The organism is Nonomuraea sp. NPDC049625, assembly GCF_040675285.1.
In the GTDB taxonomy this organism is placed as follows: domain Bacteria; phylum Actinomycetota; class Actinomycetes; order Streptosporangiales; family Streptosporangiaceae; genus Nonomuraea; species Nonomuraea angiospora_A.
This window is the reverse complement of record NZ_JBFAOQ010000005.1, coordinates 113,336-140,096: the sequence shown is the minus strand read 5'-3', so window position 1 is coordinate 140,096 and position 26,761 is coordinate 113,336. Positions and strand designations below refer to the sequence as shown.

23 protein-coding genes and 1 pseudogene are annotated in these 26,761 nt (G+C 71.1%); 7 read left to right on the top strand and 17 right to left on the bottom strand.

Annotated features, from left to right (window positions below; all coding sequences use genetic code 11):
* Positions 1 to 56: 56 nt before the first annotated feature.
* On the top strand, positions 57 to 575 hold the full coding sequence (locus AB0J87_RS23135; RefSeq protein ID WP_363968123.1) for a pyridoxamine 5'-phosphate oxidase family protein: 519 nt from the start codon (positions 57 to 59) through the stop codon (positions 573 to 575).
* A gap of 84 nt (positions 576 to 659) precedes the next feature.
* Here AB0J87_RS23135 and AB0J87_RS23130 read toward each other — a convergent pair whose 3' ends face one another.
* From AB0J87_RS23130 to AB0J87_RS23115, 4 genes are all read right to left on the bottom strand, one after another.
* Positions 660 to 2,270 (bottom strand): phospholipase A2, encoded by a 1,611-nt coding sequence (locus AB0J87_RS23130; RefSeq protein ID WP_363968121.1) that lies wholly within the window; start codon positions 2,268 to 2,270, stop codon positions 660 to 662.
* A gap of 162 nt (positions 2,271 to 2,432) precedes the next feature.
* Complete coding sequence (locus AB0J87_RS23125) at positions 2,433 to 2,750, bottom strand: hypothetical protein (protein ID WP_363968119.1); 318 nt, start codon at positions 2,748 to 2,750, stop codon at positions 2,433 to 2,435.
* A gap of 115 nt (positions 2,751 to 2,865) precedes the next feature.
* On the bottom strand, positions 2,866 to 3,402 hold the full coding sequence (locus AB0J87_RS23120) for an ABC transporter transmembrane domain-containing protein (RefSeq protein ID WP_363968116.1): 537 nt from the start codon (positions 3,400 to 3,402) through the stop codon (positions 2,866 to 2,868).
* Positions 3,403 to 3,895: 493 nt separating this feature from the next.
* Positions 3,896 to 4,468, bottom strand: a complete 573-nt coding sequence (locus tag AB0J87_RS23115; RefSeq protein WP_355212365.1) for a dienelactone hydrolase family protein — start codon at positions 4,466 to 4,468, stop codon at positions 3,896 to 3,898.
* Between the two features lie 505 nt (positions 4,469 to 4,973).
* Here AB0J87_RS23115 and AB0J87_RS23110 point away from each other — a divergent pair.
* The 3 genes from AB0J87_RS23110 to AB0J87_RS23100 all read left to right on the top strand — a co-directional run bounded on the left by AB0J87_RS23110 (position 4,974) and on the right by AB0J87_RS23100 (position 7,077).
* Positions 4,974 to 5,882, top strand: coding sequence for an aminoglycoside phosphotransferase family protein (locus tag AB0J87_RS23110; RefSeq protein WP_363968113.1), 909 nt, complete (start codon positions 4,974 to 4,976; stop codon positions 5,880 to 5,882).
* 210 nt (positions 5,883 to 6,092) lie between these two features.
* Positions 6,093 to 6,530 carry a DNA-binding protein gene (locus AB0J87_RS23105; RefSeq protein WP_350741135.1) on the top strand — a complete coding sequence of 146 codons (438 nt, stop codon included), beginning with the start codon at positions 6,093 to 6,095 and terminating at the stop codon, positions 6,528 to 6,530.
* 154 nt (positions 6,531 to 6,684) lie between these two features.
* Entirely contained in the window at positions 6,685 to 7,077 is a 393-nt protein-coding gene (locus AB0J87_RS23100; protein WP_363968110.1) for a nuclear transport factor 2 family protein, read from the top strand.
* Between the two features lie 179 nt (positions 7,078 to 7,256).
* On the opposite strand, the gene AB0J87_RS23095 is transcribed toward AB0J87_RS23100, so the two are convergent.
* The 7 genes from AB0J87_RS23095 to AB0J87_RS23065 form a co-directional block, all read right to left on the bottom strand.
* A complete protein-coding gene (locus AB0J87_RS23095) occupies positions 7,257 to 8,045 on the bottom strand; it encodes a methyltransferase domain-containing protein (protein WP_363968108.1) in 789 nt (262 codons plus the stop codon).
* Between the two features lie 180 nt (positions 8,046 to 8,225).
* A complete protein-coding gene (locus AB0J87_RS23090; RefSeq protein WP_363968105.1) occupies positions 8,226 to 9,416 on the bottom strand; it encodes a cytochrome P450 in 1,191 nt (396 codons plus the stop codon).
* 316 nt (positions 9,417 to 9,732) lie between these two features.
* Positions 9,733 to 10,095: a S8 family serine peptidase gene (locus tag AB0J87_RS23085; RefSeq protein WP_363968103.1), complete on the bottom strand. Its 363-nt coding sequence runs from the start codon at positions 10,093 to 10,095 to the stop codon at positions 9,733 to 9,735.
* A gap of 138 nt (positions 10,096 to 10,233) precedes the next feature.
* A complete protein-coding gene (locus tag AB0J87_RS23080; protein ID WP_363968101.1) occupies positions 10,234 to 11,112 on the bottom strand; it encodes a hypothetical protein in 879 nt (292 codons plus the stop codon).
* Between the two features lie 77 nt (positions 11,113 to 11,189).
* Positions 11,190 to 12,245: a CU044_5270 family protein gene (locus AB0J87_RS23075; RefSeq protein ID WP_363968098.1), complete on the bottom strand. Its 1,056-nt coding sequence runs from the start codon at positions 12,243 to 12,245 to the stop codon at positions 11,190 to 11,192.
* Complete coding sequence (locus AB0J87_RS23070; protein ID WP_363968096.1) at positions 12,245 to 12,829, bottom strand: RNA polymerase sigma factor; 585 nt, start codon at positions 12,827 to 12,829, stop codon at positions 12,245 to 12,247. Before AB0J87_RS23070 ends, AB0J87_RS23075 begins: the two co-directional genes overlap by 1 nt.
* A 68-nt stretch (positions 12,830 to 12,897) precedes the next feature.
* Positions 12,898 to 15,603: a LuxR C-terminal-related transcriptional regulator gene (locus AB0J87_RS23065; RefSeq protein ID WP_363968094.1), complete on the bottom strand. Its 2,706-nt coding sequence runs from the start codon at positions 15,601 to 15,603 to the stop codon at positions 12,898 to 12,900.
* A gap of 194 nt (positions 15,604 to 15,797) precedes the next feature.
* Between AB0J87_RS23065 and AB0J87_RS23060 the strand changes: the two genes are divergently transcribed.
* Together AB0J87_RS23060 and AB0J87_RS23055 are read left to right on the top strand one after the other, a co-directional pair.
* Positions 15,798 to 16,361 carry a permease gene (locus tag AB0J87_RS23060; protein WP_363968092.1) on the top strand — a complete coding sequence of 188 codons (564 nt, stop codon included), beginning with the start codon at positions 15,798 to 15,800 and terminating at the stop codon, positions 16,359 to 16,361.
* A gap of 12 nt (positions 16,362 to 16,373) precedes the next feature.
* Entirely contained in the window at positions 16,374 to 17,156 is a 783-nt protein-coding gene (locus AB0J87_RS23055; RefSeq protein ID WP_363968090.1) for an alpha/beta hydrolase, read from the top strand.
* A 6-nt stretch (positions 17,157 to 17,162) separates the two neighbouring features.
* Here the strand turns inward: AB0J87_RS23055 and AB0J87_RS23050 are convergent, their stop codons facing one another.
* The 6 genes and pseudogenes from AB0J87_RS23050 to AB0J87_RS23025 all read right to left on the bottom strand — a co-directional run bounded on the left by AB0J87_RS23050 (position 17,163) and on the right by AB0J87_RS23025 (position 25,499).
* The gene (locus AB0J87_RS23050; protein WP_363968089.1) at positions 17,163 to 17,510 is read right to left on the bottom strand and encodes a DUF2809 domain-containing protein; all 348 of its coding nucleotides are present in this window, start codon (positions 17,508 to 17,510) and stop codon (positions 17,163 to 17,165) included.
* Between the two features lie 129 nt (positions 17,511 to 17,639).
* Positions 17,640 to 18,368: pseudogene (locus AB0J87_RS23045) on the bottom strand (family 1 glycosylhydrolase); the annotation flags it as partial.
* A 57-nt stretch (positions 18,369 to 18,425) separates the two neighbouring features.
* The gene (locus tag AB0J87_RS23040) at positions 18,426 to 21,860 is read right to left on the bottom strand and encodes a DNRLRE domain-containing protein (protein ID WP_363968087.1); all 3,435 of its coding nucleotides are present in this window, start codon (positions 21,858 to 21,860) and stop codon (positions 18,426 to 18,428) included.
* A 59-nt stretch (positions 21,861 to 21,919) separates the two neighbouring features.
* A complete protein-coding gene (locus AB0J87_RS23035) occupies positions 21,920 to 23,560 on the bottom strand; it encodes an extracellular solute-binding protein (RefSeq protein WP_363968085.1) in 1,641 nt (546 codons plus the stop codon).
* 83 nt (positions 23,561 to 23,643) lie between these two features.
* Positions 23,644 to 24,528 (bottom strand): carbohydrate ABC transporter permease, encoded by an 885-nt coding sequence (locus AB0J87_RS23030; protein ID WP_363968083.1) that lies wholly within the window; start codon positions 24,526 to 24,528, stop codon positions 23,644 to 23,646.
* Positions 24,525 to 25,499 (bottom strand): ABC transporter permease subunit, encoded by a 975-nt coding sequence (locus AB0J87_RS23025; protein ID WP_363968080.1) that lies wholly within the window; start codon positions 25,497 to 25,499, stop codon positions 24,525 to 24,527. Before AB0J87_RS23025 ends, AB0J87_RS23030 begins: the two co-directional genes overlap by 4 nt.
* A 195-nt stretch (positions 25,500 to 25,694) precedes the next feature.
* Between AB0J87_RS23025 and AB0J87_RS23020 the strand changes: the two genes are divergently transcribed.
* On the top strand, positions 25,695 to 26,732 hold the full coding sequence (locus AB0J87_RS23020) for a LacI family DNA-binding transcriptional regulator (RefSeq protein ID WP_363968077.1): 1,038 nt from the start codon (positions 25,695 to 25,697) through the stop codon (positions 26,730 to 26,732).
* Positions 26,733 to 26,761 lie beyond the last annotated feature (29 nt).

Below are 26,761 nucleotides of genomic sequence, written 5' to 3'. Positions count from 1 at the left end.
CGCCGGCCGGTCTACCTGTGTGACCGCCATGCCGCACACGCCGTCCGGAGGTTCCGATGACCGACCAGCTGCCCGTCGAGGTCACCAATCTCGACCGCTACGACCACGACGTGCTGGCGTGGGACCGCGCCCACGCCGTGCTCAGCAGTTCGTCGGGGGCGGACATCACGTGGTTTCTCGGCACCGTACGGCCCGACGGCCGGCCGCACGCCGCGGGGGTCGGCGCCGTCTGGTACGACGGCGCCCTCCATTTCACCACCGGCCCGGGCGCCCGCAAGACCCGCAACCTGGAGGCCGATCCGAACTGCACGATCTCCGTCAGGCTCGACGGCATCGACCTGAACCTCGAGGGCACCGCGCACCGGGTCACCGACGCCACCATGGTCGAGCGCGTGGCTGCCCTGTACGCCGAGCTCGGCTGGCCCGCGACCGCCGAGGGCGACGCGATCACCGCGCCGTTCAGCGCGCCGAGCGCGGGCCCGGCGCCGTGGCACCTCTATCGCTTCTCGATGCGCGTCGCGTTCGGCGTCGCCACCGCCGAACCGCACGGAGCCACCCGCTGGCGGTTCGCCTGAGCGCCTGACGCGGCGACCGAGGTCGGGCCGGACGGCGGGCGATGCCGCGGTCCGGCCCGAGAAGGGGTTCAGCGGGCGCCGTTCTCAGGGCCTGCCGAAGCCCAGGACCGCCGCGTAGTAGACGGCCGCGATCTTCCTGCAGGCGCCCCGCACCAGGAAGAAGTAGCCGCCGCACACCTTGTCCTTCAGGGTGATGTAGAACCGGGTGTCCACGTCGAGCTTCCGGAAGACGGTGCGGTCGAGGTAGTACTTGTACTTCATCCTCTGGTTGGTCATCAGACCGTACCCGTAGTCGTGGGAGTCACAGGCCGGCCGGAAGTCGAACCCGGCGGGGCGGTCCGCTCCCGGCTTCGTGCAGTGGTCGTGAACGATGCCCCTGACCTTGAAGCCGCTGGCGGTCCGCTTCCAGTCGGGCTTCTTCCAGCTGCCGCCGTGGTAGGCCCAGGCCGAGCAGCCCGACTTCGTGTACCACATCCAGGTCTTGGCCGAGTCGCACTTCTTCGGGTAGGACTGCGGGGGGTCCACGCCGTCCGGCAGGAAGTCGCCGGCCGGCGGCTCGGTGGCGTTCGGGTCGTCGAGCCCGGCCGCGCCCTCGGTCGGCCCGCCGTTGGCCGGCATGTCGGTGCCGGTGGCGACCACCTGGGGAGCCGCGGCGCCCTCAGGGAAGGTGAGCTGCCAGTCGCCGTTGCTGACGGACTCGATCGATGACAGGCGTCCCACGGAGTCGTAGGCGTAGGTCCCCTGGACGGAGCCGAGGCTGGGATCGCTCGCGGTGCGCAGCAGGCCGTTCAGGTCGTAGGCGTAGCTCGCCTCGGTCTGCGGCGCGTCGGTTCCGTACGCGACCTTGATCTCCTTGAGCCGGCCCGCGTAGTCGCCGTTGGAGGTGCCGGTGGCCGTGGTGGCCGTGGCGTAGGTGAACGTGGTGACGCTTGCGGGGCTCTCGCCACGGGTCGGTTCCTTGACGCTGCTGACGCGGCCCTGGGCGTCGTAGGTGATGGCGGACTTGCCGAAGGCGGCGGTGCCCACGCTGGTCACCCGCCAGGGGTCGGCGCCCGGCGCCCCGGCCGGCCGGGCCCAGGTGTAGGTGAGCTGGAGGTCGGCGTTGCTGATGGGGGTGCCGTCGGCGTTGGTCAAGGGCTCCTTGCCCGGGTCCAGGGGACCCAGATCCGTCACGAACGTCTCGGTCGTCGTGGTGCGCATCGCCCCGATGACCGCGTCCCACTTGGTGGTTTCGGTGATCTTGGATCCGTCGGCGGCCTCGTACGTCTGGATGCCGCCGCCGTCGGGGAAGGAGACGCTGCTCTTCAGGGTGAAGCTGGTCGACGTCCCTTCGTCGAGTTCCGTGACGACGATGGTGCCGTTCTGGTTCTCGAGTTTCCGGTTGATCTCTCCGCCGGCGAACTCGGCCTGCCAGCCCGGCCCGAAGACGCCCAGCTCGGGCCTGGTGGCCGGGGCGGACTGCGGCCGGGCCAGATCACCGGCGGTCAGGGCCACGCCGTGCTTGCGGCTGATCGCGCCCGCGGACACGTCCAGTTCGGTGAGCTTGAAGGTCTTGGTGTCGGAGGAGTACTGGCCGGGCCCGACCTCCTGGACGTTCGCCGGTGGCGGGTCGGCGAGCGCGGTGGCGGAGACCTCCGGGGCGAGGAAGGGGAGGAGCATCGCCGAGACGGCGACGGGGAGCGCTAATCGGCGCAAGGGGTGCCTCCAGGTGAAAGGAGAAAGTGATTTGATCACCTGGAGAGTAAGGGCAGACAATCCGCTCGACAAGAGCTGGACAATTTTCTTGAACGGTGCTGAAATCGCCTACGGAGCCATGCCTTGGAGATAATTTATTGATGCATTAATGCAGGTGAGAGGCTAGGCCGTGAATTTGTAGAGCATTTGTAGCGGCGTTGTAGAGTCTTCCCGAATAATGACTCGGCAAAATGACGTGAAGGCATATTCGGAGTTCCAGGAATCGGCGTGGCGGCCGCCGCGGCGCAGCAGTTCGTCGTGGCCGCCTTCTTCCACGATCCGGCCGCCGTCCAGAAAGACGATGCGGTCGGCGCGCCGGACGGTCCGCAGCCGATGCGCCACCATCACGACCGTCCGGCCCGCCATCAGGCGCTCGATGCCTTCGTGGACGGCCGCCTCGTTCACCGGGTCCAGCGCGGAGGTGACCTCGTCCAGCAGCACGATGGGCGCGTTCTTCAGCAGCGCCGCGCGATCGAGACACGCCGGCGTTCGCCGCCGGACAGCAGCGCGCCGCCCTCGCCGACATTCGTCGCCCAGCCGCCGGGCAGCCGCTCGATCACCTCGTCCCGCCGCGCCGCGGCCGCCGCCGCCCGCACGTCGGCTTCCGCTGAACACCACCCGGTATCAACGTGATCAGCGTGAGCCGCCAGTCGACGGTGAACAGGTAGATCAGCGGCACCACGAACGCGGCGGCCAGCTCGCCGGGGGTGTGGGCGATGAACGGGTGCACGGCGCTCACGTCCTCCCCGACCACCTTCGCCAGCTCGCCGGTCCGGCGCCGGGAGAACCAGCCGATCGGTACGCGTCCCAGCCGCGCGGCCAGTTGCCGGCGGAACGACAGCTGCACCTGGCCGTCGAGGACGTGCCCGATCCCGGACGAGGCGGCCGTGAACAGCAGCCGTACGAACAGGCCGGCCGCGCCCGCGATGACGACGGTCCAGACGTGACCGTGATCGGCCGGGCCGGGCGACAACAGCGTACGACCCAGTTCGACGACCGCCAGCAGCGGCGCCAGCCCCGCGACGGCGCCGATGACCTGCAGGATCACAACGGCGGCGAAACTCCATCCGTGGGGGCGCAGCAGCCTTGCCATGCTCGGTCCCGCCACGGAGTCATCTGCCACTACCGCACCGGGATCACCGACCGGCCGGACTACGACGCCGGGAGTAGTCGGGTCCTTCCGTCGGCGCCGGCGATGACGAGCCTCAGCACGTCCGTCCCGAGCCCGCCCTCCCACCCGAAGACGGCACCGATGGAACGGTGATCCAATACTCCGGCTCACTGAGGTCATGGCCGCTGACGCCAACATGAAATCTACAACGTAAAGGCGCATGGCCGTTGATCGCCCCAGGATGGGGACTCGCCTGTTCAGTCAGGTGCTCAGGCCGAGTTCCACGATCCGGCCGTCGCGGGGTGCCAGGCGCGGTTCGACGTCGCTCGGCCGAGCGACGTCGATGGTCGGCTTTCATCGGTTCAGCCGCAGGTCCGGGAGCTGGTCGAGCTGCGGGCCGCACATCCGGGACGCCTCGGAGAGGAACTTCCGCAGCGGCTGATCGGCGGCTCACCAAGACCGATGGGGCCGCCGGTTACAGGTCGGCGAGGAAGTCCAGCGCGACGGCCCAGGCGCGCTCGGCAGCTTGCGCGTTGTAGTCGGGCAGGTCGGGGTCGGTGAACAGGTGGCCGACGCCCGGATAGCGGAAGACCTCCACGTCGGTCCGCGCCCGGCGCATCCGGATGTACCAGGCGTTCAACCAGTCGGCGGGTTCGTAGGTGTCGGGATCGGCCACGTGAAGCTGGACCGGCAGGTCATCGGCCGAGAGGTCGTCGGCCATGTCGGAGGTGCCGTGCATCAGCAGCAGCCCTCGAGACTGCTCGTCACCCAGGGCGAGGTTCTGGGCGATCGCCGCGCCGAGTGAGAAGCCCGCGTACACCAGGCCGTCCGGGGACAGCGGGGCCGCTGCGGTCACGGCCCGCTTCAGCAGCTCATCGCGGCCGATCTCCTCCTTGATCGCGGTCCCCTCCTCGGGCGTGTCGACGACCCGGCCGTCGTACAGATCGGGGACGTGCACCTCGTGGCCGGCCGTCCGCAACCGGTCAGCGGCCTGGTGGACGGCGGGCCGCAGGCCGTACATCGAGTGCAGGAGGAGAATTCGTGCCATGCGCCGCAGCTTAGCCAGCGCTCGGGGTGGTGCTGACGCGGCGGGCTCGAAGTCGTTGGTGTGGGCGAGGTGTGGGCGAGCCGATCCCCGTCGTCGGCGTGGATGCCCGTCCACCACGCCGACTGCCGCAACGTCATGGTCTACAAGGCGGCTCGGCGCCTACCTCCACCTGGGCAGGCTCGATGACGGGCCGGTGCTGCGGTGGTATTACGCGTGGCTACCCTCGCGGTCGAGGGCGAGAAGGTCGGCATTCCCGGCATTGGCGTCAGGTTCCAGGTGATGATCAAGCTGATCTCAGGATTCAACCGCTGCCGCGCCGCCTGGGCGCAGCGCCGTGGAGGGCGGGTCGGGCGCATGGGGGGCCGGAGGGCTGGGCGCTTGGCTTGGACTGCCGGACAGCGGCCCGCACGACGACCGGTCCGGGACCGTCTCGCCGTGCGCCGCCTCCCGGGTTGCCGATGGCTGCGAGTGAGGACAGCATGGCCCGGGTGCCGGGGGAGGGATCGTGGACGACGAGGCGATGCGGGTGGTGGCACGGGCGTACGGGCTGGGGGAGCCGGTCGGGCCGGCCGTGTACGCGGCGCGCGGCGAGCTGGGCCGGATCTGGCGGTTGGACACCGGGCGCGGTTCGTGGGCCGTGAAGGAGTTGCTCGTGCCCGCCGAGGAGAGTGCCGCCCGGCAGGACGCCGCGTTCCAGCTGGCCGCCGGGAAGGCAGGGGTGCGCCTGCCGCGGCACGTCACGACGGTTGAGGGCGACGTGCTGCTCGACGGGAGGTGGCGGGTCTACGAATGGGTGGATCTGGTGCCGGGCGAGGTGGTCACGGCGGCCGAGCTCGGCGTGGTGACGGCCGGGCTGCATGGGGTGGGGCATCCGGCGTCGGGGCCGGTGGTCCCGTGGTTCGCTGAGCCGGTCGGCCGGGCCGCGTGGGAGGAGCTGGCGGCGGCCGGGGGTGAGTGGGCGCCGATGCTGGAGCGGGCGCTTGCCGATCTCGTCGCGCTGGACTCCCTGGTCGCCTCGCCCGGGTCTTCCACCACCACCTGCCATCGCGACGTCAACGTGGAGAACGTGTGCCGGGCAGCCGACGGCGGCGTGATCGTGCTGGACTGGGAGAACTGCGGGCCGGCGCGCCCGGCGTTCGAGCTGGCGGGGATCCTCGTCGATCTGCCCCTGGAGGACGCGGTCGCGGCCTACCGGGCCTATCGGGGCGCGGGCGGGCCTGCGGTGGTGGCCGAGCCGGCCGACTTCTCGATGGCGATCGTGGTGCAGGGGCATTTGCTGGAGTTCTACGCCAGGCGTGCCCTGTCACCTGAGGAGCCGGAGGAGAATCGCGGCAGGGCCCGGGCTCGGTTGCACGCGATGCTCGACCGGACGCTGACACCGGAGAGGATCGACCACATTCTGGCGGCGCTCTGAGCCTCTCCCGGCTCTGGCGGCCCCCGGGCTCGGCTCGGGCACTGCCGGCGACCCGATCCAGGCCGACGCGCGCCGCTCGTCTGGAGTTTCGTCAGGCACCCGCTCGGCGAAGGGACCCGTCTGCCCTCTGGCTTGGCGGATTGCGCTCTTAAACGTTCCGTTTAAAACGGTAAGTTGACATCGGTTTGAGTGTTGCGGCATCGTGAGCACATGCCCACAGATGCCGATCACCACCTTGACCCCTTCACTCCTCCGCATCCGGAGCAGGCGCGCGCGCAACGCGTGTACGCGTCCCTGTTCCGGATCGCCGAGCGGCACGCGGTCACCGATGAGCAGCGCGGCCGGCAGGTCCATGCGTCGGCCATCGGCCCGCACGAAGCCGTCAGGCTCGTGACGTTCCTGCTCAGCGGAGCCGCGCGGCTCGATGACGGCGAGCCGGAGGTCGACCACGCCGACATCACGGCGGCGTTGAGCCTCCTCCCGCTGGTGCGCGGGGAGTTGGACGCGCTGGAGGTCAGCCTGCTGGAGATGGCGCGGGGGCGAGGCATGACCTGGCAGGAGATCGCGTTCGGGCTCGGGCTCGGCACCGCCCAGGCCGCCAGGCAACGCCACGAACGCCTCGCGGACCGTGTCGAAGACCAGGAGTAGCACGGACCTCCACACCCCTGCTTCGGAGGATGTCCGTCGTTGGTGTGGGTGTAGTGCTGGTGGCGAAGTTCGGGGCGGTCTCTCCGCGTCTGGATGAACGTGCCCCTGTGGCCGGCTTGACCTTGTCGCCAGCGTCAGCGTTTATCGTCGCGACATGAGCGGCTTCGATCGGGTCACCCTCCTCAAGCACGACCAGAGCTTCTTCGACGCTCTGGTGGCGAGCGATCTCGCCGTCCTGGAGGAGCTGCTGGCCGACGACTTCGTCCTGGTCGGGGTCGAGGACGGGGCCGTCGCCGACAAAAGGATCCTGCTCGACCTGGTGGGCTCCGGCTCCCTGCGGTTCCCGCGGATCCACTCGTTCCCGGACGAGGCGATCGTCCGGGTCATCGGCACAGTCGGCATCGTCGTCGGGCGTACCGGCATGAACTTCACCAACCCCGACGGCACCACGTTCAGCGCCGGAAGCCGCTACACCCACGTTTACGCCTCCGACGACCACGGCGCCTGGCACCTCGTCTCCGCTCAGGGTACGGCGATCAAGGCTTGATCCCCGGCGCGGGCGTCTGGGTGGCGGGTTAGGCAGGCGACGCCGAGCGGGGTCCGCGCCTACCTGAATGAGGACGACAAGAAGATCGCCGCCAGGTCCGCGGTGACGACGGCGCTCAGGCGGGTCGCCGCGTCTCGCTGGGTCGCGGTCGCCGCGGGGTCATCGTCCTTGCGAGCCCGTCAGCCGGCCAGGTCGGACCGGCGGGCGACGTACAGGATCCGGTCGTGTTCGTCCTCGTCGGCCGGGTCCCGTGCCGACGTCCCCACCAGCCCGTGGGTGGCCACGACGTGCAGTCCGGCCCGCTCGGCCGCCTCGCGCACCGTCCGCTCGGAATGGTGCCGTTGCACGTGGCGCATCGACAGCCGCTCCCAGCCCGCCCCGTTCCGTTCGAACAGGTCGAACTGCGTGATCACGACCGCGTCGGCCTCGATCCGCGGGGACTCCGCGAACCAGGCCACGTACCGGTCGCCCCGGTCGGCGACCGTGGGGACGTTGAACATGCGGCGGTAGTAGCCGATGGTGTTCAGGTCGAAGATCAGCACCCCGTCCTCGGTGAGCTGGTCGCGCGCGGCCGTCAGCGCCTGTCGCAGCTGCTCTGTGCCGGTCAGGTACGTCATCGGCACGTCCACGCAGGCGACCACGTCGAAGCCGGTCAGTCCGGGCGGGGGCTCCTGCAGCCGTCCCACCAGGAACCGGATCTCCTCGGCCCCGGGCCGGCGGCGGGCCGTCGCGACCATCGCGGGGGACAGGTCGTAGCCGGTCACCTCGAACCCGCGCTCGCGGAAGGCCACGCTGCTGCGGCCGGTTCCACAGCCGGCGTCCAGGAGCCGCCGTCCGCCCGACCCGTACCGATCGGCCGCCTCCACGAAGCGGGCCACCAGGCTGGAGGTGTCCAGCTGCGCGTTCAGCTCGTCGTAGCGGGCCGCGATGCTCTCGTAGGCGGCCAGCGTCTCGTCCACGTGCGACATGCGTGCCTCCTGGGTGCGGGTGTCCCGCCGCGGCGCGAGCCGTGCCGGGCCGTTGGGCCCGGCACAGCCGATGGAGATGGACTACCAGATGAACCATGCCTGCCGGTTGACCCGGCGGCCGGTGACCCGGCGCAGCAACTTCCTCACGGAGCTCACCTCCTTCCTGACGACCGAGGGTGGTCAGGTCTGATGCGGGATCCGGCGCAACTGGAACGGGGGAGGGGTGATGATGCCCGCGACGTGGGGCTGCCCGTGACCGCCGCGTACCTCGAGGCGGGCGCCGTCGGTCACGGCGGCGAGCAGGTCGGAGGCCAGGTTGCGGGCGACGACGGCGCCTGCACAGGTGAACGGGCCCCCGCCGAAGGGCAGGTAGGGCCCACGGGGACCGGGGCCGTCCCATCTGCCGGGCCGGAAGCGGGTGGCCTGCGGCCAGTGCCGTTCGTCGCGGTGCAGGAGGTAGGCGCAGACCGACACGCTTTCTCCCGGTTCCAGTTGTACGCCGCCGACCTGGTGGGCGCGGAGTACGGGGCGGCCCATCAGCCAGGCCACCGGCCACAGCCGCAGCGACTCCCGTACGGCCGAGTCCGCGGGCACGGTCGCCAGGTCGACGCCGTCGGTCGCGGCCGCCAGCAACGCCCAGGCGACCACGTGGCTCACGGGCGCCACCGAGGTTCGGAACAGCAGCAGATACACCTGGGCGAGCTGGGCGGCAGGCGTATCGGGCGGGGCGGCCTCGAGTATGGCGTCCAGCAGGTCGCCGGGCAGGTCGCGCCGCGGACCGGCCCGCCGCGCGAGCACCTCGACGGCGAGTGCCCGCACCACGCGCACCCACAGCGCCCGCCGCATCGCGCTCGCCAGCCGGCCGCTGGGGCGGATCAGGACATTGTTCCGCACCACCTGCGCCATCAGCTCCCGCAAGGGCGGCGGGCTGTCCGGCCGCAGCAGCGCCTCGGCCAGGAACCGGTACGCGGCGGCGCGCCCGGCCGAGGGCCACTCGCTGACCTCCCCGAGTTCGGCCACCACGGCGGGCAGCCGCTCGCGATGCGCGGCCAGATGGGCGCGTAACGTCGCGCGGGCCGCCCGCCCGATCGCGACCTGCGTCTCCCGCGGCTCCAGCCGGCCGCCGCGGACGTGGAAGAAGTCGGACACGTCGTCGTAGTGGCCCTCCTCGTCCTGCAGCACCCGCAGGGCCTCCGCCGGGTCGGCCACGCACAGCGAACCGTCGTCGGGCAGCCGGAACACCGGGCCCCGCTCGCGGGCCGCGTGCTCGACGAACCCCAGCGGGTCCCGCCGGTACCACCGCGCCGCCCCGCCCGGCCACGGCCGCGTCCCGCCGGGAGCGGCCCGATCCGGTCCTCCGACCGTCGTCATTCCCACCTGCCCCATTTCGGGTGTACGCGCACGCCCGCCGGTACGTGGTCGACACCAAATCAGGAATAGTGCCGGTTAATAAGTTAACGCCGAGGAGTATCGCCACTGAATTTACAGAATTGGTGGAATCTCGGCAATGAATGCGTTGTGTCGTAATGGCATTGCTGACCGTATGCGCCGTGCATGAACTGGGCTGCTTCGATATCAAAAGGAAGTCGCGCTACATAAATGGCATTTCAAAGGCGCGCCGCCGCCCGGAGCCCGCGACGCCGCGCCGGGATCGCGGCGTCGCGGGCTCGGGCCTCCGGGCGCCCCGCTACGAGCCGACCGCCCACGCGCGGGTGATCGTCTGGACGACGCCCGCCCCCGCGTGGTCGCCGGCCGTCGCGCGGAGCGAGACGTGGCCCGCGCGCGGGTTGGTCACCAGCGCGGTCCATCCGGTGCCGGCTTTGGCCGATTCGACCAGCGCCGCCTTGATCCGTTCGCCGTTCCAGTCGGGATGCTGCTGGGCGATGATGGCGGCGGCCCCCGCGACGTGCGGCGCCGCCATCGAGGTCCCGCTGTGCGCCATGTGGCCGTCACGTTCGAGGATCGTGAAGCGCACGCGCCTGCCCTGTGCGGGCTCGACGCGATGGCCTGAGGCGCTCACCACGACCCTGTCCCCGGTCAGCAGCGTCACCGTTCCCGCGGCCGGGGGAGGAGCTCCGGGGACCGGGAGAGCGCCAGCGAGAGCAGAACCTTGGTCATACGCACGCCTTTCTGCAGCGTGGGGGCGGGCCGCTCGGGGTGCTACGAGCGGCCCGCCGTCACCGTACGGTCAGATGATCTTGCGGTAGATCCGGGACGCGATCGCCTGAGCCGCGCTCTCCCGGCCGAACTCCTGGTAGACCCGCGACGTGATCTCCACGGCCTTGGGCGAGTAGGCGGGGTAGAAGGCCTTCCCGCACTCCAGGTCCTTCAGCGCCGCCTTGATCTCCTTGTCCAGGTACGGCTTGGCCTCCGCCGGCTTCAGGTTCGGCAGGAAGATGACGGTCCTGCCCTTCGGGGCCTTGGGCAGTTCGCCCTTCCAGGCCTTCCTGGCGACCTCCGAGGCCTGCCGCACGATCTTCGTGTGGCTCAGGCCGTCCAGCGCGGTCGGCCTGGTCTCGCCGGCCCCCAGGCACGTGGCGAACTGCTTGCCCAGCCGCACGAGCTCCTTGTCCTGGTCGAGGACGCCCAGCGACTTCTGCACCGCCGCTTCGAGCTGGTCGTAGTAGTCCTCCTGGGAGGTGACGGTCTTGCCCAGCACGTCCTTGACCGCCTGGGAGAAGCAGGCGTCGTCGGCGGCGCGCCACTTCTTCAGGTCGGCGGCCGAGAGGGACATCAGGGTCTTGTTGTTCGGGTTGTCCGGCGAGGTGGGGTTGACCACCTCATCCTTCGGATAGACGTTCGGGGACCAGACGCCGAAGCCGTACCTGGCCCGGTACGTCCGCAGCGCCTTGAGGTCGCCCGAGAGCCGTTCCCGCTCCCCGGGCTGCCACCGGCGCTCGGGCGCGAGCGCGGCCACGTAGGCGAGGCCCTGCTCGGTCATGCAGGCGACGCGCTTGTCCTCCATCTGCCGCTGCTTGTCGTACGCGGCGTCGTCCCCGGGCGGTGCGGCGAGAGCGCCGAACGAACCGGCGAGCAGGGTGGCCGCGACGGCCTTGGCGATGAACATGGGTAGTTCTCCTTCATCGAAATGTGGGCATGCGAAACTGAACTCCCGGCCGAAAAGGCCGGATCAGGGGGAAAGTCTCAGCAGGGGATCTTCATGCGGGACGCCTTCGGCGACACCTCGGGCAGCCCCGGGACGAGGTCGGCGGCGAGCACGGCGACGCCGTTCACCGAGCCCTTCTTCTCGAAGTACTCGCCCTCGGGCAGCTTCACCTTCTTGGCCTCGGTGATCACCGTGCGCTCGCCCAGGTAGCGATAGGTCTGCCGGTCGAAGATCAGCTCGGACCGGCGGCCGTCGCCCTCGTCCATGGCGACGGCCAGCCCGGGGCGGCCGGAGACGTCCACGGCGTCGCGGATGAGCACGATGCCGTCCAGCCCGGCGGCCACCTGGTAGAGCGCGGCGCCCAGGCTGGGCCGTACCACGGACTCGCGGATCAGGCCCTGGAGAGAGGTCCAGATGCGCAGCGGCTCCTCGCCCGTGTCGGCCACGATCTTCGCGCGCACCTGGGCGGGGTCCGTCGGCCAGGCGCCCAGCCGGGCGTAGGCCGGTTGGCCGAGGCAGCCCGACGACTCGGAGAGGATGTCCTCGACGCCGCGGTCCCAGAACTTCCGGGGCGCCGGTCCCGTGGCCGACAGGGCCTGCTTGCGGCTCAGCCAGGGCTTGCCCACGTCGGCGGCCTCCCAGCGTTCCTCGTTGACCATCACCTTGGTGTACTGCGTCGTGCCCGCCTTGTCCTTGGTGTACAGGCTTTGCTGGGCGAGCGTCTTGGTGTGGACGTACTGGCCGCGGGACGGCACCGTGTCACCCTGGCCGGCGGCGGCCCGCGCGGCCAGGGTGAGCAGCGCCTTGGCGTCGGCCGGAGGCGCGGCGAGCAGGTTTCCGGGGGTGTGCGGGGCGGAGCCGCCCAGGCCTACCTCGGTGACGAGGATGCCGGCGGTGAGCGTCACCGCCATCGCGCCGACCAGGATCACGCGCCGGGCCGGCAGCGCGGTGGCCCACCTGCGGCGCAAACGGCCGAGCTGGGACGCCTGCGCCTCGTGGGCCTGCCGGAGGAAGCGGTCCCGCCCCGCCGCGGCGGCCCGCGGCGTGGGGTCCGGCTCCGTGAACACGGCCTCGATCAGCTTGAGCTCGTCCATCACCACTCCTTCATCGGGTTGACGTCGCCCAGGGCGGTACGCAGCTTCTTCCTCGCCCTGTTGATCCGGGACCCGACGGTCCCGACCGGTATGTCCAGCGCAGTGGCGATCTCCTCGTAGCCGAGCCCGCCGAACACGAGCAGGAACACCGCGTCGCGATCGCCCTTCGCGAGCCCTTTCAGCCCGCGCACGAGCTCCGGCCTGCTGGCCTCCGCCGCGAGCTGTGAGGTCACCCGGTCCTCGTGCCCGTCGGCGGAGTCCTCGGCCGGAACCTTGCTGAGGGCGTTCAGGCGGCGGCCTTCTCTGCGGCGGTGCCGGGCCACGACATTCGTCGCGATGCCGTATAACCACGACCGCACGGTGCCTCGGTCGGAGTCGAAACCGCCTCTGCCGTTGAACGCGATCAGGAAGGCGTCCGCGACCATGTCCTCGACGTGCTCGCTGCCGAGCCGGGCGGCCAGATATCGGTAGAGCTCGTGGAAATAGCGGTCGTACAGGAGGGCGAAAAGGTCAGGGTTGTCCATCGACCGCTCGACCACGGTGACGTCTTCCATCACGTCACTGGCGTCAGGTGGTGCAGCCATGGCGTCCTTTCGGAGGGAACTGTCACCCCGGAGTTCGCCGCTCAGCCGTTTTTCTTCACGGCCGTGTTTCAGCCCAGGTCGAGGCGGGCGAGTTCGGTGCGGGTGGTGACGCCGAGCTTGGGGAAGGCGCGGTAGAGGTGGTGGCTGACGGTCTTGGGGCTGAGGAACAGCTGGGCGGCGATCTCCCGGTTGGTGACCCCCGTGGCGGCCAGGCGTACCACCTGGAGTTCCTGGGGTGAGAGCGAGGCGGCCAGGTCGGGGGCGCCCTGGGCGACGGTCTCGCCCGCCGCGCGCAGCTCGGCGCGCGCCCGTTCGGCCCACGGCGCGGCGCCGACGCGTTCGAAGGTCTCCAGCGCCGAGCGCAGGCGGGTCCTGGACTCGGTCTTGCGGCGGGCGCGGCGCAGCCACTCGCCGTAGAGCAGGTCGGTGCGGGCCCGTTCGTACGGCCGGTTCGCGTCGGCGTGCGATCGTACGGCCTGCTCCCAATGCCGCTCCGCCTCCGCGTCGTCGGTGGCGAGCAGGGCCCGGCAGCGGTGCAGCACGGCCTCCGCCCACGGATGGCGGGCGGCGGCGGCCCAGGACTCGAAGCGCGCCAGCGGTTGCGCGGCGCGGGCGGGCAGGCCCAGCCGTACGGCGGCCTCGATCTGGTCGGGAGCGAAGTAGATGGGCATGATCTGGTGCCGGAGCGGCCCCCGGGCGGCGGCGTCGAAGCGCTCCAGCGCGGCCTCGAAGCGGCCCTGACCGAGGTCCAGCAGGCCGAGCGCCCACTCGGCCCAGCCCACGATCGTCGCCACCGGATGGGCGCTGACGTGCGCGATCGTGCGCTCGGCGAGCTCGCGGCAGTCCTGCTCCCGGCCCTGGACGGCGGCCACCATGGCCATGACGCTCTCGAAGTGCGCGATGCGGTGCGTCTGGCCGATGTCGGTGGCGAGCCGGCGTCCCTCGGTCGCGGTCGTGACGGCGTCGCGGAAGCGCCCGAGGTACATCTGGTGGATCGCCAGCACCGCCTGGGCGAGCGGCAGCAGCCCGATCATGCCGTCGGCCCGGCACTCCTCGATCGCCGCGTGGGCGATGGCGAGCCCGTTGCCGAAGTCGCCCGAGATCCCGGCCAGCGAGCAGATGCTGATCCGCAGGGCCGTCATGCCGGAGGGGATCGCCGCGGCCAGGTCGATGAGCTCGCGGAACGGCGGCAGCGCCCGGTCCAGGTCGCCGGCCAGGAAATCGGCCATCGCGTGGGCCGCCCGGACGAACCCGTCGAGCCCGTCCTCCGGCGTCAGCGGCAGGCCGGCCAGCCCCGCCGAGGACTCGGCGACGGCCGCCGGATCGCTCAGGTACCACGCGTTGCGCACCGCGTCGAGCAGGAGGAGCGCCGCGCCCCTGCGGTCGAGGCCGGCGATGGCGGCGGCGCCGTCGACGAGGATCCGGTGGGCTTCCTGCACCGCGCCCCGGTCGAACGCGATCCGGCCGCGCAGCCCCGCCAGCCGGGCCAGGGTCAGCGGGTCGTCGCCCAGCCGCCGGGCCTGATCGGCCAGGACCTGCGCGTGCTCCAGGGCGCCGGCGTCCGCGGCGGCCTCGGCCGACAGGGCCAGCCGCCGGGCACGTTCGGCCAGGCCGGGGGTGAGCCGCGCGGCCCGCTCCAGGGCCGCGGCGGCCGCGGCGTGGCCCGCGCGTTCGCGGGCGCGGCCGGCCGCCTGTTCGAGCGCGGCGGCGATCGGCTCGTCGCGGCCGGTCACGGCGGCGGCCAGGTGCCAGGCGCGGCGGTCGGCGTCCTGCTCGTTGTCGAGCACGCCGGCGAGGGCGCGGTGCGCGGCCAGGCGCTCGTCGTAGGCCGCCCGCCGCGCCGCCGCCGTACGCATCAGCGGGTGGCCGAAGGACAGCCGCTCGCCGGAGATGGACAGGAAACCGGCGCGCTCGGCCGGCCCCAGGGCGGCGGCGTCGACCCCCAGCCTCCCGGCCGCGCGCACGACCACGTCGAGATCCCCGGCGTCGTCAAGGGCGGCGACCATCAGCATCGTCTGGCTGTCCGGCGGCAGGACGGCGATCCGCGCCTCGTACGCCTCCTGGATCCGGCGCGGCAGCGGCAGCGACTCCGGCGCGTGGTGCGGCGAATCGGGCATCCGGGGCAACTCGATCAGGGCGAGCGGGTTGCCGCCGCTCTCGGCGAGGATCCTCTCCCGTACGTGGGGGCCCAGACCGGGCGTGTGCTCGCGCAGCAGATCGCCGGCGGCCTGCCGGTCGAGGCCTTCGAGCCGCAACTCGGGCACTCCGGGCGCGTGGAAGGCGTCCCTGGCCGCGAACAGCAGGGCGATCCCCTCCGAGTGCAGCCGCCGGGCCGCGAACAGCAGCGCCTCGGCCGACGACCGGTCCATCCACTGCGCGTCGTCGACCAGGCAGAGCAGCGGGCCGTCCTCGGCCAGTTCGGTGAGCAGCGACAGGGCGGCCAGGCCGATGAGGAAGCGGTCCTCCGGCGCGGTGGCGAGGCCGAACGCGCCTTCCAGCGCCCTGGCCTGCGGCGCCGGAAGCCTGCCGATCCGGTCGAGCGCCGGGTGGAGCAGCAGGTGGAGCGCCGCGAAGGGCAGCTCGGCCTCGGTCTCGATGCCGGTGCCGCGCAGCGGACGCATGCCCTCCGCCGACCGGGCGGCGTGGTCGAGGAGGGCGGACTTGCCGATCCCGGGCTCGCCCCGCAGGATCAGGCTCCCGCTCCGGCCGCCCCTGGCCTGCGCGATCAGAACGTCGATCTGCGCCTGCTCCCTCTCCCGTCCCCACAGCACCATCAGAATGTAGCGCCCCCCGACACCAGACAATCGTCCGATACCGGGCAGACGCTCTCCCTCCCTAACGTCGTACACGCCACGTAAGGAGAGACATGGATTTCTTACTTTTCTTGCTGCTGTTCGTCGCGCTGTGCGGGTGGCTCGACCACTGGGCCACCCGAACTCCCGAGCCGGTCTCCAAGGAGGGACGCTGAATGTTCGTCGGACACTTCGGTCTGGCCGCCGCCGTCAAAGCCGGCCAGCCCCGCGTCCCGCTGTGGTCGCTCATGCTCGCCACGCAGTTCCTCGACGTCATCTTCGTGATCCTGTTCCTGGCGGGCGGGATCGAGTCCTTCCAGGCCGTCGCCCCGGGCACCTACGGCGAGGCGCTGATCGACGCGCAGTACACCCACTCACTGCTGGGCGCGTTGCTGCTGTCGGCGCTGTACGGCGGCTTCGGAGCCTGGCGGTGGGGCCGCACGGCCGGGTGGGTGCTGGGCGCGGTGACGTTCAGCCACTGGCTGCTCGACCTGCTCGTCCACCGGGCCGACCTGCCGTTGCTGCCCGGCAACGCCGGCGACCTGCCGCTGCTCGGCTTCGGACTGTGGCAGATCCCCTGGCTCACGGGCGTCGCCGAGGGGGTTCTCGTGGTGGTCGGCGCGGTCCTGTACTTCCGCTCGGTACGGGAGCGCGCCACGGTCACCTGGCGGGCGATGGTCTCCGGCGGTGCGATGGCCCTGCTGCTCGCGCTGGGGCTGATCGTGGACATCGTCAGTTAGGAAGGTGGCGACATGTTCGTTGACGTTCCGGGCGGTCGCCTGGCCTACGACAGTGTCGGCGAAGGGCCGCTCGTCGTGTGCGTACCCGGTCTGGGGGACACCCGCGAGGCCTACCGGTTCCTGCGCCCGCAGCTGGTGGAGGCGGGGTACCGGGTGGTGACGGCGGACCTGCGCGGCCACGGGGAGTCCTCGGCGGGCTGGGACGACTACTCCCAGTCCGCGGTGGGCGGCGACATCGTGGCCCTGCTGGAGGAGCTGGACGCGCCCGGCGCCGTCCTGCTCGGCAACTCCTACGCGGCGGGCGGCGTCGTCCGCGCCGCCGCGGAGGCGCCCGAGCGGGTGGCCGGGATCGTCGCGATCGACGGCTTCATCAGAGCCGTCCCCCTCAACGTCGCCGTCCGCGCGCTGGTCCGGCTGATCGCCGCCTCCCCGCGGCTGTGGAGCCTCTACTACGCCATGGCGCACCGTACGGCCAGGCCCGCCGACCTGGCCGGACACCGCGCCGAACTGGTGGCCATGCTGCGCGACCCGAAACGGCGCGAGGCGATGCGCGCCATGCTCCTCGACCGCGAACCGGACGCCGAGGGGGCCATCGCCCAGGTCCGCTGCCCGGCCCTGGTCCTCATGGGCGCCAAGGACCCCGACTTCCCCGACCCGGCGGCCGAGGCGCGGACCCAGGCGTCGCTCCTGCGCGGGCAGGCCGTCGTGATCGACGGCGCGGGCCACTACCCGATGTCGGAGTATCCCGAGCGTACGGCCGAGGCGCTGCTGCCCTTCCTGAAGAACGCGTTCTGACGGTGCTCATCCCGCCCTCCGCAGCCAGAGCGTGTGCGCGGCCCAGGCCGACGCCGCGCCCACCGCGTACCAGAAGAGGTCAGGCGGGTTGAACGTGCTGCCCAGCAGCGGCCGCAGCACGGCCGGGATCTCCCCGAGCTGGGCGAACTCGATCGCCCAGCTCGCCCCGGCCGCCATCACCGCCGGCACCCAGGGGCGCACCCGGGGGAGGACCAGCACCACGAGCGTGTAGATCAACACGGTGTAGAGGGCGTCGCCCGCGTACTTCGACACCGGGCCGTCGAAGAACGCGCGCACCCCCAATCCGGCCGCGACGGTCAGGACGGCTGCGCAGAGAGCGACTAGGCGGGGCACCGGATCACGTTATCGACGTATGGTGACTCACTGCGACATCGGTGCGGTCGCTCGCGGCAGCGCGTTGCGGCGGATCACTTCGGCGTACCAGTGGCCGCTGTTCTTGATCGTGCGGTGCTGGGTGGTGTAGTCGACGCGGCGCAGCGCCTCACGGTCGGCCGGGCTGTCCGAGTACGCGATGAGCGACTGCACGTTGAGCGTGGTGCCGATGACGGCGGCCGAGTCGGCGGTCCGGATCGCCCGGGTGGCCAGACCGTGACCGAGCAGCAGGTGATGAGATGCGGCCAGCGCGGCGGCGCCGTCGCTGCGGCCGGGCGCGTGCCGGCCGTCGGCATAGCCGAGGAAAGCGGCGCACCACGGTTCGTTGAGCGTGATCCAGTGGCGGACGCGGTCGCCCAGCGCTCCGTGGACGAGTGCGGCGTATTCGGCGAAGCGAGCGGCGGTGTCCCGGGCGGGCCACCCTCCGGCGTCCTCGAGTTCCTGCGGCAGGTCCCAGTGGTAGAGCGTGACCCACGGCTCGATCCCCCGGTCCAGCAGCTCGTCGGTGAGCCGCCGGTAGAAGTCGAGCCCGCGCTGGTTGGCCCGGCCCCGGCCGCCGGGCTGCACCCGGGGCCAGGAGACGGAGAACCGGTACGCGTTCAGGCCCAGCCGGGCCATGAGGGCGACGTCGCCGGCGTACCGGTGGTAGTGGTCGCAAGCGACGTCGCCGGTGTCCCCGTCGAGCACGCGTCCCGGGGTGTGGCTGAAGGTGTCCCAGATCGAGGCGGTGCGGCCGTCCTCGGCGACGGCGCCTTCGACCTGGTACGCCGCCGTCGCGGCACCCCAGAGGAAGCCCTGGGGGAAGGGAAGTGCGGACACGGAGGGCCTCTCGGGTGAGGACGGCGCCGGCCGGGTGACCGGCGCCGTCGCGCGGGGTCAGGACAGCGTCAGTTCCAGGTAGGGGTGGTTGCCGGTCGCTTCCTTGCTGGAGAAGGAGGTGAACGGCCCGTACGCCGTGGCGGTGGACGTGATCGCGAGGCTGGCCTCCTGCCCGGCGGCGAGCTGGGCCTGGACGAACGCGGTCACGTCCACGGCGTGCCAGGACGCGGTGGTGTCGAGCGTGAACGTGCCGAGACCGGCGCCCAGCGGCGGCCTGGTGTTCCAGGTCAGCGTGGCTTCGCTCCAGCTCGCGTCGGTGACCGCGTGGACGGCGTCGGTCGCGCCCGCGGCGTCGCTGGTCGAGCCGTAGACGTGCAGGGTTGCCGAGACGACCGTGCCGTGCGCCGCGGTCAGCGGGAAGGTCAGGTACGCGACCCGGTCGAACCCGCTGCCGAGGCTGGGATTGTTGCGTACTTCGAGGACGGAGCCCGTGCCGAAGGTGGTGGCCGCGTAGGTGCCGTCGCGGACGAACCCGTCGGCCACGGGTTCGATGTGCGACGGGTCGACCACCGACACCGGCACACGGACGACCTTCAGTATCGGTGCGTGAATGATCAGCGCGCCGACTTTCGCGCTGCCACCGCCGGCGGCGGTGACCAGGCCGGAGCCGTCCACCGTGGCCACGGCCGGATGGCTGCTGGTCCAGGTGATGGTCGCCGTGGACAGATCGGCCGGGCTGCCGTCGGTCTGCTTGCCGGTCAGGCTCAGCCGCAGGGTGTCGCCGACCGACAGGGCCGGCGGGCCGGCCGGGGACGCGGTCACGGTCCCGAGAACGACCGGCCGGGGCGCCGCGTCCGCCTGGGCGTCGGACTTTCCGGCGTAGACCCGGACCTCCGTGACGCTGTTGTAGCTGCTGACGGAGTTTCCGTGGCCGACCAGCCGGACGTGGCGGGCCGACCGCGCCGCGAAGGAGAAGACTTCGGCGTCGTCGGACGTGCCGGCGGAGACGGCTCGCGTGAGCGCCGCGTTCCAGGTGGTGCCGTCGGTGGAGGTGAGGACGTCGAAGGTGGACGTTCGCGCGTGCCCGTTGAAGAACGCGACGGCGACGGCGCCCACGGTGCGCTTGGCGCCGAGGTCGAGCGTGAGTGCCTGCCCGTCGCCCGCCGCGGCCCAGCGGCTGCCCATGTTGCCGTCGACGGCGTCGGCCGCGGGGCTGCCCTCGTTCGCGCTGGCGGTGACCGACGCGACGGGCAGTGCGGTGGCGGTCTTTCCCGCCTGCCGGAAGTGCACCTGGTAGGCAGGGCCGTAGACCTTCTGGCGGTTGGCGTCGAGCCGGAAGGTCGTCACGGTGGCCGTGCCCGGGATCGCGGTCGCCCGGGTGACGGTCGCGTAGGTGCCGTTCGGCGTCAGGGGGACGACCTTGGGCGCGGTGGCGGTGTTCGCGGGCAGGGTGATGTCGTAGCGGTAGCGCCGCGGATCGAATCCGGCCAGGCGGTCGGCGCCGACCATGATGTCGGTCAGGGCCGTCGGGCCGGTCGCGCCCGGCGTCCAGGAGGCCAGCGGGGTTACCGCCGGGGTGTCGGTGGGCGGCTTCTGGCCCGCGGCGAGGGGAACCATCCGCATCGCCACCGTGGTGGTCCCGGCCGCGGTCAGCTGGATCGCGAGGGTTCGTGAGCCGGGCTGGCGGCTCTGGCCGGTGGGGTCGGGGCTGTCCGGCAAGGGCCGGGAGTCCCCGATGAGCAGCCGCCCATCGGTGGTGAGCAGTTGGACCCAGAGCCGCTGTCCGCCTCGGTAGAGGGTGGCCGACCGTCCGTCGGCGGCCACCACGACGTCGGCGCGGGTGTGCAGGAACGACCAGTAGCCGATCGGTTCGCTCGTCTTCACCTCGTCCTGGAGCAGCACCTGCCGCCGGTCGTCGAACAGTTGCAGGCCGCGCTGGGCGCGTTGCACCCGGCCGCCGTAGAGGCCGGTGAGGTCGGTGATCTCGTACCACTTCTGGGGCGTCGAGCTGACGGTGGTGATCGGAGCGCCGACGGTCAGCGCGGTGGAGGGGGTGGGCCCGGTGCCGAGCCGCATCGTGTTCTGGCCCTCGGGACGGGTCACGTAGTAGTCCCATCGGCCGCCGGTGTCCTTGGTCCAGTCGAAGTACCCCGGGAGGCTGTAGCTGTCGAGGCCGAGGTCGTCGAACCAGCGCACCCCCGCGGCGTCGAGGACGAAGTCTCCGGCGTCGAGGTTCTCGTGGGCGGCGATCTGGTCGTACCCGGCGCGCATGCCCTTGGTGGCGACGGAGACGGCGTAGGGGTCGTCCCAGGCGCTGCGGGCGGTGGCGATCTCGACGCCGTCGAAGAAGGCGTCGGTCGCCGCCGGATGGCCGGCGCCGCCGCCGTCGGCCGGGTCGTACCAGAGGATGTCCATCGGGCTGGCCGAGCGGTCGGCGAGCCGCGCCTGCCAGGCCATGTAGTACGGCTTGCCGTAGCGGGTGGCGAGCCACATCATGAACGGCGCCTGCCAGGTCGGGGTGACCGCGCCGAGCAGGTCGGTTCCGCCGTCGCCGTAGTTGAAGGTCAGGCCGGTCGCGCCGGTCGCGTGGACGCCGTAGTCGCCGGTGCCGGCGAGGCCGGGCAGGTCGGACAGGCCGAAGTCGGTGCCGGTCGCGGTCTTCATGGCGGCGAGGTAGAGGACGAGGTACTCGGTGGCGTACTGCCAGTACTGCGGGCTCTCGCCGCCGGCGCCGTCCGGGCCGTAGCCGCTGATCCCGTTCTGGATCGACGTGATGCTCGCTTTGAGCACCTGGTCGACGACGCCGCGCTCGTCGGCGGTCAGGCCCGGGTCGTCGCCGATGGCCAGCGCCCCGAGCGCGACCGCGTTGCAGACGAGGTTCCAGTTGTGGTTCTGGGTGTAGAAGCTGGTGGCGTACCCGTAGCGGACGAGGGCCGGCCGCAGGGCCTTGGTGACGATGGCGGAGCGGATCGTGGCCTTGTCACTCGCCGACAGATAGTCGTAGAGCCAGTCGTAGCCGATCGCGACGCTGTTGGACAGCTCTCCGACCTCCAGGAACTGGTCCTTGTCCCAGGCCGGGGCGGAGGAGAGGGCGACGAGTTCGCGCGCCGCGCGTTCGGCGTACCGGGTCTCGCCGGTGATCCGGTAGACGAGAGCGAGGGCGTAGACGCGGCGTTTCGCCTCGTCGATGACGGAGGTCGACAGGGCGGTCGGCGGCGAGGTGGCGAGGACGCCGTCCGCGCCGGCCTTGACCTGGGCATACCAGGCCTTGAGCCGGGTGTCGGTGCCGATGCGCCGGGCGGCGGCGGAGAACGTCTGCGCGGTCGCCAGGAGCCGCGGGTGCTCCGGCGTCAGCAGCGCGACGACGCTGGCCGGAGGCTGGACGGGATCGGCGTGCGCGGGGGTGTCCACCGCCGCCAGGGTCGTCAACGTGGCGAGGGTCAGGACGAGGGCGGCGGCGCCCGCGCGGAGCCGGGCGGCGGTTGTGCTCAAGGACGGCATGGCACAGCCTTCTCTCTTCGATGGAGTTGCCCCCATGCGTCTGCGGTGGGTCAGTGGTTGGCCGCGTGCTGCTCGGCGAGTTCCTTGGCGATCGCGTCGCCGCCCTGGGACTTCCACTGCGAGACGGCCCCGCTCCAGTCCGACACCGGGCGCTTGCCCGTGATGATCGCGTTGGTCACGTCGGTGATCTGCTGGTTGAGCTTCGTGCCCTGCGCGGCCTGGGTCGGCGAGACCAGGCCGTAGGACGGGTCGCCGACGCCGATGGGGACGATCTCCTGCTGGGCCTGGTAGCTGCGGCGGGTGGCGTCGGCGTTGCCGGGCAGGTAGAGCACATACGGAGCGGCCGCGATGTACTGCAGGGGCAGGTTCGTCTTGTTCTCGCCGCCGGTGGTGGCCAGCGCGGTGGGCAACGGGTCGCCGTCGGCACCGGTGGTGAAGTGCACCCCGGCGACACCGTAGTTGATCAGCTCGTACTCCTTGCTGCCGAACGGCGCGGCCAGGAAGTTCAGCACTCGCAGCAGCATCTTGATGCGCTCCGGCGACGCCTTCTTCAGGGCGGTGAAGCCGCCGCGGCCGCTGTTGGAGAACACCCCGTTGCCCAGCCACGGAGTCGGGTTGTCGCCGTACGGGCGGACGAAGTCGACCATGAAGGCGTCGCCGACCCCGGAGACCATTCCCGGGTAGCCGCCGATGCCGCCGCCCAGGGTCGGCGTCGTGCCGTTCATGAAGAACGTGTTCGCCTGGGTGGCCTGGGTGCTCAGCAGGTCCGGGTAGAAGTAGCCCTTGGCGTACCAGTCGCGCAGCCGCTGCAGCGCCTCCGGGTAGACCGGGTTCTCGTAACGGCTGGTGAACGCGCCGTCGGCGAGCACCCAGTTGCTGGGGACACCGGCCGCGCCGAGGTGGATGTTCTCGCTGAAGTTGTTGCCGCCCAGCGGGAACTGCTTGGCGGTGGCGAGCTTGGCCAAGCCCTCGGCGAACTGGGCCGTGGACACGCCGAGCCCCATCTTGATGCCGGCGGTCTCGAGCTTCTGCCTGTTGCCGAACATCACGCCGGCGAGCTGGGGCCGGGGCACCGGGACGCCGTACAGGCGGCCGCCGATTCGGCCGACGTTCTGCCATGAGATCGTCGGCAGGTTGGCCAGGTTCGGGTAGTCCTTGATCGCCTCACCGGAGATGTACTCGGTCAGATCGGCACACTTGGCCTGGGTGAACTGCAGTGCGTTGGACATCGCCAGGTCGATGGTGGCGATGATGTCGGGCAGGTCGCCGCCGGCCATCATGGTGGCGTACTTGGCGTTGAGATCGGCCGCCGGGACGAGGGTGAGGCGCAGGTCCACCCCGAGCGCCTCGTTGATCGCGGTCCACAGCTTGTTGCTCGCGGCCGGGGACGGCGCGGTGCCGTAGGTGATGACCATGCAGGTGACGACCGAGCCGTCGCCCGGCTTGCCGTCGACGGTCTGGGCCAGCTTCTGCGGATAGGTCAGGAAGGCGTCCTGGACGCCTTGGGCGGTGCCGGGCAGGTCTGGCTTCACCAGGTTGATCGGGGTGTAGGTGGGGAGCGGGGCGAGACCCTTGCCCGCGTTGCCCACCGATGTGGCCGAGCCGTCGCCGCAGGCGGCGAGGCCGGGTACGGCGGAGGCGAGCGCGACGCCGCCGGTCAGTCTGAGCAGCGATCTCCGGGTGATGTCCATGGCAAGCGCTTTCCCTTCCGGGTGGGTTGTGCGGTCCGCGCTGGGCGCGGAAGGTGTGCAGGGGGGTGGGCCGTCAGGCGAGGTCAGCCCTTGATCGCGCCGGTGAGCACGCCTTTGGTGAAGAAGCGCTGCACGAGCGGATAGACCGCGAGAATCGGCAGCACCGCGACCACGACGGTGGCCATGGTCGTGGTCTGTGGGGCCACGCTGGCCCCGGCTCCGGCCGCGATCGACGTGTCGGGGTTGGCCCCGAGCATGACGATCTGCCGCAGCATGGGTTGCAGCGGCCAGGTGGACTGGTCGTCGAGGTAGAGCATGGCGTTGAAGAAGCTGTTCCAGTAGCCGACCGCGTAGTAGAAGCCGACCACCGCGATGATCGCCTTGGACAGCGGAAGCACGACGTGCCACAGCACGCGGCCGTCGCCGGCGCCGTCGATGCGGGCGCTCTCCGACAGTTGCGCCGGCAGGCCCTGGAAGTAGCCCCGCATGATGACTAGGTTGAAGGAGCTGATGAGCACCGGGGCGATCAGCGCCGCGTAGTGGTTGCGCAGGTCCAGGTTGCTGACGACCAGGAAGCTGGGGATGATCGCCGGCGGGAACAGGAAGGTGAGCAGGACGCCCAGCATGATCGGCTTGCCGCCGAAGACGTTCGGCCGGGCCAGCGCGTACGCCATCAGCACGGTGGCGGTGAGGCTCACCGCGGTGCCCACGATCGTGACCACGGCGGAGACGAGCACCGCGTGAGAGATCACCCCGGAACCGAACAGCCGCCGGTACGCGTCCAGCGTCACCTGCTCGGGCCAGATCGACCAGCCGCCGTTGCGGATCACCTGCAGGTCGGGCGACAGGCTGGTGGCGACGACCACCCAGAACGGGATGATCACCAACGCCACCGTGATCGTCACCGCGACGGCCTTCGCCGCCTTGGTGCTCGGCCGGGGCGGCTCCATCCAGACCGGACGTGTCATCGGTAGACTCCTTCCTCGCCAAGCCGGTGCGCGACCTTGTTGGCCACGACGATCAGGACCAGGCCGACGAGGCCCTTGAAGATGCCGGCCAGGGCGGCCGGCCCCCAACTGCCGTTGACCACCCCGTGGTAGTAGGTGTATGTGTCCAGGACCTCCGCGACCCCGGGGGAGAACCCGTCGCGCTGCAGCAGGACCTGATCGAAGCCGACGCTCAGGATGTCGCCCAGCCGCAGGATCAGCAGCAGGACGAGGACGGGTCGCAGGGACGGCAGGGTCACGTGCCACAGCCGCCTGCCCCACCCCGCGCCGTCGATCGCGGATGCCTCGTAGAGTTGATCGTCGACGTTGTGCAGGGCGGCCAGCACGATGATCGTGCCCCAGCCGCAGTCCTTCCAGATCAGCTCGGCGATCATCAGCGGCTTGAACAACGACGGCTCGCTGAAGACGTTGACCAGGTGGTAGCCGTTGTCGGCGAACAGCCCGTTGAGCACGCCCGCCGCACCGAGCAGTTGCTGGAACAGCGCGACGACGATCACCCATGAGATGAAATGGGGCAGGTAGACGATGCTCTGGACCGCCTTGCGCACCCACCCTCGGGTCAGGCTGTGCAGCAGCAGCGCCAGGGCCACCGGCACCGGGAAATAGAAGGTCAGCTGCAGCGTGGCGAGGCTGATGGTGTTGACCGCCGCCTGCCAGAAGTCGGGGTCGGCGAACAGCGTCCGGAAGTTGTCCAGGCCTACCCAGGGGCTGTTCGCGATGCCCGCGAACGGCAGGTAGTTCTGGAAGACGATGACGTTGCCCAGCAGGGCGACGTAGTGGAACACCAGGAAGTACAGCACTCCCGGTGCCATCATGAGCAGCAATAAGCGGCTGCGGCGCAGCCGCTGCCGCCGGCCGCCGCGCCGGCGCGCGGACTCGGCCGCGCTGGTGGGCGGATCGTCCGTCCGCCGGTCAGCGAGGGTGACGGCCACGTTGCCTCCTGGAAACAGCTACGTAATGGCGCTTGGTCCTCGGCACGTTAAAAGGGTTTCACTCGTACGTCAAGACCCACACTTCGCAAACAGGCAGATAGAGTCTCTCCCCTGGACCGGCCGCGAGGGCACGGGCTAGGCTCTGGAGTAAACCCTTTTAACAAAGCGGAACCGCGCACGGAGGTAGAGAACGGCATGGAGAACAGGCGGGCGAGCATCCGCGACGTGGCGGCCCGGGCGGGCGTCTCGGTGTCCACCGTGTCACGCATCCTCAACGGCAGTTATCCGCCGGCGCCGGAAACCCGCGACAAGGTCATGCGCGCGGTCCGCGACCTCGCCTACGTCGCCAATCCGCACGCCCGCGCACTGATCCACCAGGAGACCGGCACGATCGCCATCGTGGTCCGGATGCTCGACGACGGCTTTCTCATGAGCCTGGTCCAGAGCATCGCCAACACCCTCGCCGACGCCGGGCGGTTCTGCCTGATCGGCACCACCGGCGGCGACCCCGATCGCGAGCTGCAGGTGCTGCGGCAGATGAGCGCCCAGCACGCGCAGGCCATCGTCCTCATCGGCGCCGTCAGCGAAAGCCCGGAGTACGTGCGCGAGACCAGCGCCTTCGCCGGCTCCCTCGCGCAGACCGGCTCACGTCTGGTGCTGTGCGCCCGCCCCCCGCTCGGCCCGGACGTACCCGCCCTCGTGGTCGAGTACGACAACGAGGGCGGTGCGTACGCCGCGACCAGTCACCTGCTGTCGCGCGGCCACCGCCGCATCCTGCTCCTGAGCGGCCAGCAGGACCACAGCACCACGGTGCGGCGGCGGGACGGATACCGCCGTGCCCTGGCCGACCTCGGCGGCGACCTCGACCCCCGGCTGGAGGCGGGCCCCGCGTGGAGCCGCGAGACCGGCTACGCCCGCATGCGCGACATCCTGCGGGCCGGGCCGCCGGACTTCACCGCCGTGTTCGCCCACACCGACCACGTCGCGAGCGGCGTCCTGCAAGCCCTGCGGGAGGCAGGGCTGCGCACGCCCGAGGACATCTCGGTCGTGGGGTTCGACGACGCCACCTTCGCCGCCGATCTCGGACTGACCACCGTGCACATTCCCGCCCGGGAACTGGGCCGGCTCGCTGCCACGATGGCGATGGCGCCGGACACCGTCGACCCGCGGGTCGTGCTCGGCACTCACGTCGTCGTACGGGACAGCGTCGCGATCGCGGCCACCACCGAATAGGAGCATGATGACCCGCCGGCCCGTGACAG